At 64.4% G+C, this 5,769-nt stretch carries 7 protein-coding genes; 6 read left to right on the top strand and 1 reads right to left on the bottom strand.

Annotated features, from left to right (window positions below):
* Positions 1–70: 70 nt before the first annotated feature.
* On the bottom strand, positions 71–511 hold the full coding sequence (locus tag C722_RS0113025) for a YhcB family protein (protein WP_007160614.1): 441 nt from the start codon (positions 509–511) through the stop codon (positions 71–73).
* A gap of 185 nt (positions 512–696) precedes the next feature.
* On the opposite strand from C722_RS0113025, the gene C722_RS0113020 reads away from it, so the two are divergent.
* From C722_RS0113020 to rpsI, 6 genes are all read left to right on the top strand, one after another.
* Positions 697–1,332 carry an alpha/beta hydrolase gene (locus C722_RS0113020; protein WP_026083826.1) on the top strand — a complete coding sequence of 212 codons (636 nt, stop codon included), beginning with the start codon at positions 697–699 and terminating at the stop codon, positions 1,330–1,332.
* 33 nt (positions 1,333–1,365) lie between these two features.
* Positions 1,366–2,712 (top strand): tryptophan--tRNA ligase, encoded by a 1,347-nt coding sequence (locus tag C722_RS0113015; RefSeq protein ID WP_017640913.1) that lies wholly within the window; start codon positions 1,366–1,368, stop codon positions 2,710–2,712.
* An 86-nt stretch (positions 2,713–2,798) separates the two neighbouring features.
* Entirely contained in the window at positions 2,799–3,893 is a 1,095-nt protein-coding gene (zapE, locus tag C722_RS0113010) for a cell division protein ZapE (RefSeq protein ID WP_017640912.1), read from the top strand.
* Positions 3,894–3,947: 54 nt separating this feature from the next.
* Positions 3,948–4,649, top strand: coding sequence for a deoxyribonuclease V (gene nfi, locus C722_RS0113005; RefSeq protein WP_017640911.1), 702 nt, complete (start codon positions 3,948–3,950; stop codon positions 4,647–4,649).
* A gap of 207 nt (positions 4,650–4,856) precedes the next feature.
* Positions 4,857–5,285 carry a 50S ribosomal protein L13 gene (gene rplM / locus C722_RS0113000; RefSeq protein WP_007160609.1) on the top strand — a complete coding sequence of 143 codons (429 nt, stop codon included), beginning with the start codon at positions 4,857–4,859 and terminating at the stop codon, positions 5,283–5,285.
* A 15-nt stretch (positions 5,286–5,300) separates the two neighbouring features.
* On the top strand, positions 5,301–5,693 hold the full coding sequence (gene rpsI, locus C722_RS0112995) for a 30S ribosomal protein S9 (RefSeq protein WP_017640910.1): 393 nt from the start codon (positions 5,301–5,303) through the stop codon (positions 5,691–5,693).
* Positions 5,694–5,769 lie beyond the last annotated feature (76 nt).

Raw genomic sequence — 5,769 nt, 5'->3', positions numbered from 1 at the left:
GGCGTCGCGCCCTGAGTGAAGAGGGTGGAGGCCGGAAAGCAGAAGGCCGGGGAGTCCCCGGCCTTGGCGATCAACCGCGGCTTTTCACGCCGTAGGTTTCGTCGAGGGTGCCGGGGGTACCGTCACCCTTGGGCGCGTAGTCCCGCGGCGCTTCGGTCGGACCGTCGATGCGCTCGCGACTGGACGGGTAACGCTGCTCGGCGCTGTGCAGCGAGGCCAGCAGGTGCTGACGGGTCAGTTCGTCCTGAGCCAGACGCTCGGCGCCTTCGGACAGGTGCGACTGCATGTCCTGGTAGGTCTGGGTGAGCTTGCGCACCAGGCCGGCGGTGGTACTGAAGTGGCTGGTGACCTCGTGCTGGTAGTCGTCGAACTTCTTCTGCAGATCATCCAGCTGGCGCTGCACCCGGCTCGGCGCGGCACCCGGCACCAGGCGTGCCAGCAGAAAACCTATCCCGACCCCGATCAGCAGCGCGACCAGGGGCAACAACCAGGTAGTGAGCGACTGTTCCACGAAACTTCCTCTATGAGCGGCTTTGCTTTACGGTAACGGCAGACCGGCGAGCCTGTACACTGGGTTGCGTCTTCTGCCATTCGCTGGGCGTCATCATACCCCGCAGTCAGGCATCGCGCAGGATCGACCCTATCAAAATCAACTCCTTGGATGAGCACTGTTCGTCCGGGATCACGGAGTCAAGCGTGTCAGCCCGTGAACAACCCCTGCTGCTGGAGGGCCCCGCGGGCACTCTGGAAGCGCTGTACCAGAGCCCTGAAGCCCCCACCGGCGCGGTCCTGCTCTGTCATCCCCATCCGCTCCATGGCGGCGCCATGCAGAACAAGGTGGTCGCCACCCTGCAGCGCATCGCCCGGGATGCCGGCCAGGCCACCCTCAGATTCAACTTTCGCGGCGTCGGCGCCAGCACCGGCGTGCATGCCGGTGGCGAAGGCGAGATCGACGATGCCGCGGCCGCCCTGGCCTGGTTGCGCGAGCGCCATCCCGACCTGCCCCTGACCCTCTGCGGCTTCTCCTTCGGCTCCTGCGTCGCCGCCTGCCTCGGCGGGCGCCTGGAAGGCGAGGGCGTGGCGGTGGAACGGCTGTTCATGCTGGCGCCGCCGGTGGAGCGTTTCGCGGTCGACGGCCGCCTGCCGCAACGGGCGCGCCTCACCGTGATCCAGCCCGAGGCCGACGAGGTGGTGACCCCCGAGCGGGTCTATGCCTGGTCCGCCGCGCTCGAACAGCCGCACGAATTGCTCCGCGTCGCCGACTGCAGCCATTTCTTCCATGGCAAACTCGTCGAACTCAAAGATCTGGTCCTGCCCCGCCTGCAGGCCTGACCCTCGTTAGTCTCTCGGATTTCCAGCGCCTCCATGACCACTCGCATCCTCACTGGCATCACCACCACCGGTACCCCGCACCTGGGCAACTATGCCGGGGCCATCCGTCCCGCCATCCGCGCCAGCCTGGCCGACGATGCCGACTCCTTCTATTTCCTCGCCGACTACCATGCCCTGATCAAGTGCGACGACCCGGCGCGCATCCAGCGTTCGCGCCTGGAGATCGCCGCCACCTGGCTGGCCAGCGGCCTGGATCCGCAGCGGGTGACCTTCTATCGCCAGTCCGACATCCCCGAGATCCCCGAACTGACCTGGCTGCTCACCTGCGTCGCCGGTAAGGGCCTGCTCAATCGCGCCCATGCCTACAAGGCCGCGGTCGACCGCAACCTGGAGCAGGGCGAGGATCCCGATGCCGGGGTCACCATGGGGCTCTACAGCTATCCGGTGCTGATGGCCGCGGACATCCTCATGTTCAACGCCCGGCGCGTGCCGGTCGGGCGCGACCAGATCCAGCACGTGGAGATGGCTCGCGACATCGGTCAGCGCTTCAACCACCTGTTCGGCAACGGGCGCGACTACTTCGCGCTGCCCGAGGCGGTGATCGAGGAAAGCGTCTCCACCTTGCCCGGTCTCGATGGCCGCAAGATGTCGAAGAGCTACGACAACACCATCCCGCTGTTCGGCAGCGCCAAGCAGCTCAAGGACGCCATCGCCCGCATCGTCACCGACTCGCGCCTGCCCGGCGAGCCCAAGGACCCCGACAGCGCCCATCTCTTCACCCTCTACCAGGCCTTTGCCACCCCCGAGCAGAGCGCGGCCTTCCGCGCGGCCCTGCAGGACGGCCTGGCCTGGGGCGAAGCCAAAGGTCAGCTGTTCGAGGTACTGGATGCCGAGCTGGGCGAGGCCCGCGAGCGCTATGCGGCGCTGATCGCCCGTCCCGACGATCTGGAAGATATCCTGTTGGCCGGCGCCGCCAAGGCCCGCCGCGATGCCACGCCCTTCCTCGGCGAACTACGCGAAGCCGTGGGCCTGCGCTCGCTCAAGACCCAGGTCGCCGTCGGCAGCACCAAGAAGAAGACCAGCAAGACCGCCCGCTTCGTCAGCTTCCGTGAGGGTGATAGCTTTCGTTTCCGCCTGCTCGACACCGACGGCACCGAACTGGCGCTGTCGATCCCCTTCGCCGAAGCCAAGACCGCCGGCATCACCAGCAAGCAGCTGGTCGCGACGCCGGCCAGTGTCGTGGCGGGAGACGGCAACGGCTTCCAGCTGCTGCTGGACGATCAGGTGGTGGCCGAAGGCGTCGCCAGCGATTCCCCCGCCGCCCGTGACGCCCTTGTCGAGCGCACCCGCGCCGCCCTGGCGCAATTGGCCGAAGCCTAAAGGGCACCCGCGGTCCCCGGCGTTGTCAACGCCAGGGACCGCCATTACAGTGACCACCCTTTTTTCCCACCCGACCAGAAGCCGCCATGACCCCCCTCGAGCGTTACCAGGCCGACCTCAAGCGCCCGGAGTTTTTCTACGATGCTGCCCAGGAAGAGGCCGTCCGCCATCTGCAGCGCCTCTATGATGAATTGCTCGCCGAGCCCGCGGCCAAGGGCGGCCTGTTCGGCAAGCTGCTCGGGCGCAAGACGGTCACGCCGGTCAAGGGGCTGTATTTCTGGGGTGGGGTAGGGCGCGGCAAGACCTACCTGGTCGATACCTTCTATGACGCCCTGCCGTTCAAGCAGAAGATGCGCACTCACTTCCATCGCTTCATGAAGCGCGTGCATGAAGAGTTGCGCACCCTCAAGGGCGAGAAGAATCCCCTGACCATTATCGCCCGGCGCTTCGCCGACGAGGCGCGGGTGATCTGCTTCGACGAATTCTTCGTCTCCGACATCACCGACGCCATGATCCTGGCGACCCTGCTCGAAGAACTGTTCAAGAACGGCGTGAGTCTGGTCGCCACCTCGAACATCGTGCCCGACGGCCTCTACAAGGACGGCCTGCAGCGCGCGCGCTTCCTGCCGGCCATCGCGCTGCTCAAGGAGCACACCGAGATCGTCAACGTCGACAGCGGCGTGGACTATCGCCTGCGCGCCCTGGAGCAGGCCCAGCTCTTTCACTATCCGCTGAGTGAGGAGGTCGAGGCCGCGATGGCCAAGAGCTTCCGTTCGCTCACCGTCGAGTGCAACGACCTCTGCGAAGACGTACCGCTGATGATCGAGAATCGCGAGATTCGCGCCCGCCGCACCTGCGAAGACGTCGCCTGGTTCGACTTCCGCGCCCTCTGCGACGGTCCGCGCAGCCAGAACGACTACATTGAGCTGGGCAAGATCTTCCAGACGGTGCTGGTCAGCAACGTCGAGCAGATGGATGCGCTCAAGGACGACATGGCACGGCGCTTCATCAACCTGGTCGACGAATTCTACGATCGCCAGGTCAAGCTGATCCTGTCCGCCGAGGTCGAACTCAAGGACCTCTATTCCGGTGGCCGCCTGGAGTTCGAATTCCAGCGCACCCTCAGCCGTCTGCTGGAAATGCAGTCCCACGAGTACCTCGCTCGACCGCACAAGCCCTGAACCCTGGCTGGGTTGAAGGATCAATCCTTTGACCCAGGTTTTCGGGAGGTACGTGTGAATTCTGACCCCTTCGCCGATTGGGATGGCTCGCCTACCCAGGCGCGCATCCTGCAAAAGCAACTGGCCAAGCAGGTCCTGTTGCACGACGACTTCGGCTCGCCGCGGCGTTATGCCGGCGTCGATGTAGGCTTCGAGGAGGGCGGCGAGATCACCCGCGCGGTCGCCGTCCTGCTGGATGCCGAGACCTTGCAGCCGCTGGCCCATGCCGTCGCCCGCATCCCCACCGTGATGCCCTATGTGCCAGGCTTGCTGTCCTTTCGCGAACTGCCGGCGTTGCTTCAGGCCTTGGCGGAATTGCCAGAGACCCCCGAGCTGGTGTTCTGCGATGGCCACGGCATCGCCCATCCACGCCGATTGGGTATCGCCGCCCATCTGGGCGTGGTCACCGGTCTGCCGACGATTGGCGTGGCCAAGAAAATCCTCACTGGCCACCACGGCGAACTCGCCGAGACGCGCGGCAGCCAGGTCGACTTGCTGAATCGCGAGGGTGGGGTGATAGGTACGGTGCTGCGCAGCAAGGATCGGGTCAAGCCGCTGATCGTCTCGCCCGGCCACCGGGTCAGTCTGGCCACCGCGCCCGCGCTGGTCATGGCCTGCGTCAGACGCCACCGCCTGCCGGAACCCACACGGCTGGCAGACCACCTGGCCTCACGCCGTCAGGGCTCGGCGGCTACCCAGGCGCTCTTTTCCTTCTGATTCTCTGCTTGCTTTTTTACCCTGAGCGGGTATCATGCCGCAGCTTTCTTGGCGGGGGATGCCTAAGCCTGCCGAGATCGCCGTAGCGGACGCCGACCCGAGCCCCCGAAGAGCGTCTGTTTCCGGCTGCCCCTGACTTGTCTGGGGTTGCACTGTTGTGTAGAATTTGCCGTCTTTTTACCAGGGCGGCCTCTGAGGCCATAGAGAATGAAAACTTTCACCGCAAAACCGGAAACCGTTAAGCGCGACTGGTACGTCGTCGACGCTGCTGGCCAGACTCTGGGTCGTCTGGCTACTGAAATCGCCACTCGCCTGCGTGGCAAGCACAAGCCCGAATACACCCCTCACGTTGACACCGGCGACTACATCGTCGTCATCAACGCCGAGCAGGTTCGTGTGACCGGTGCCAAGACTACCGACAAGATGTACTACCATCACTCCGGTTTCCCGGGTGGCATCAAGTCGATCAACTTCGAAAAGCTGATCGCCCGTGCTCCCGAGCGCGTCATCGAGACCGCCGTCAAGGGTATGCTGCCGAAGAACCCGCTGGGCCGCGACATGTATCGCAAGCTCAAGGTGTACAAGGGTGCGAACCATCCGCACACCGCTCAGCAGCCCCAAGAACTCAAGTTTTAATCGGGATAGTACAACATGTCGGCAACTCAAAATTACGGTACCGGCCGTCGTAAGACTGCCACCGCTCGTGTCTTCCTCCGTCCGGGCACTGGCAAGATCTCCATCAACGATCGCGCTCTGGACACCTTCTTCGGCCGCGAAACCGCGCGCATGGTCGTGCGTCAGCCCCTCGAGCTGACCGAGACCCTGGAGAAGTTCGACATCTACGTTACCGTCGCTGGCGGTGGTGTGAGCGGTCAGGCCGGTGCTATCCGTCACGGCATCACCCGCGCTCTGATCGAGTATGACGAAGGCTACCGCAGCTCCCTGCGCAAAGCCGGTTACGTCACTCGTGACGCCCGTGAAGTCGAGCGTAAGAAAGTCGGTCTGCGCAAAGCGCGTAAGCGTCCGCAGTACTCCAAGCGTTAATCCTTCGGGATACGCTCGAAAAACCCAGCCAAGCGGCTGGGTTTTTTTATGCCCGGCATTTTTCCAGCAGGGATGT

It is taken from the genome of Pseudomonas sp. 313 (assembly GCF_000316965.1).
Classification (GTDB): Bacteria; Pseudomonadota; Gammaproteobacteria; order Pseudomonadales; family Pseudomonadaceae; genus Chryseomonas; species Chryseomonas benzopyrenica.
Note: the sequence above shows the minus strand (reverse complement) of the source record. Positions and strands in the feature narration are given on the sequence as shown.

Coding starts and splice junctions, on each gene's coding strand:
- rplM (WP_007160609.1), top strand. CDS start 4,857: ATGAAAACTTTCACCGCAAAACCGGAAACCGTTAAGCGCGACTGGTAC.
- C722_RS0113015 (WP_017640913.1), top strand. CDS start 1,366: ATGACCACTCGCATCCTCACTGGCATCACCACCACCGGTACCCCGCAC.
- rpsI (WP_017640910.1), top strand. CDS start 5,301: ATGTCGGCAACTCAAAATTACGGTACCGGCCGTCGTAAGACTGCCACC.
- zapE (WP_017640912.1), top strand. CDS start 2,799: ATGACCCCCCTCGAGCGTTACCAGGCCGACCTCAAGCGCCCGGAGTTT.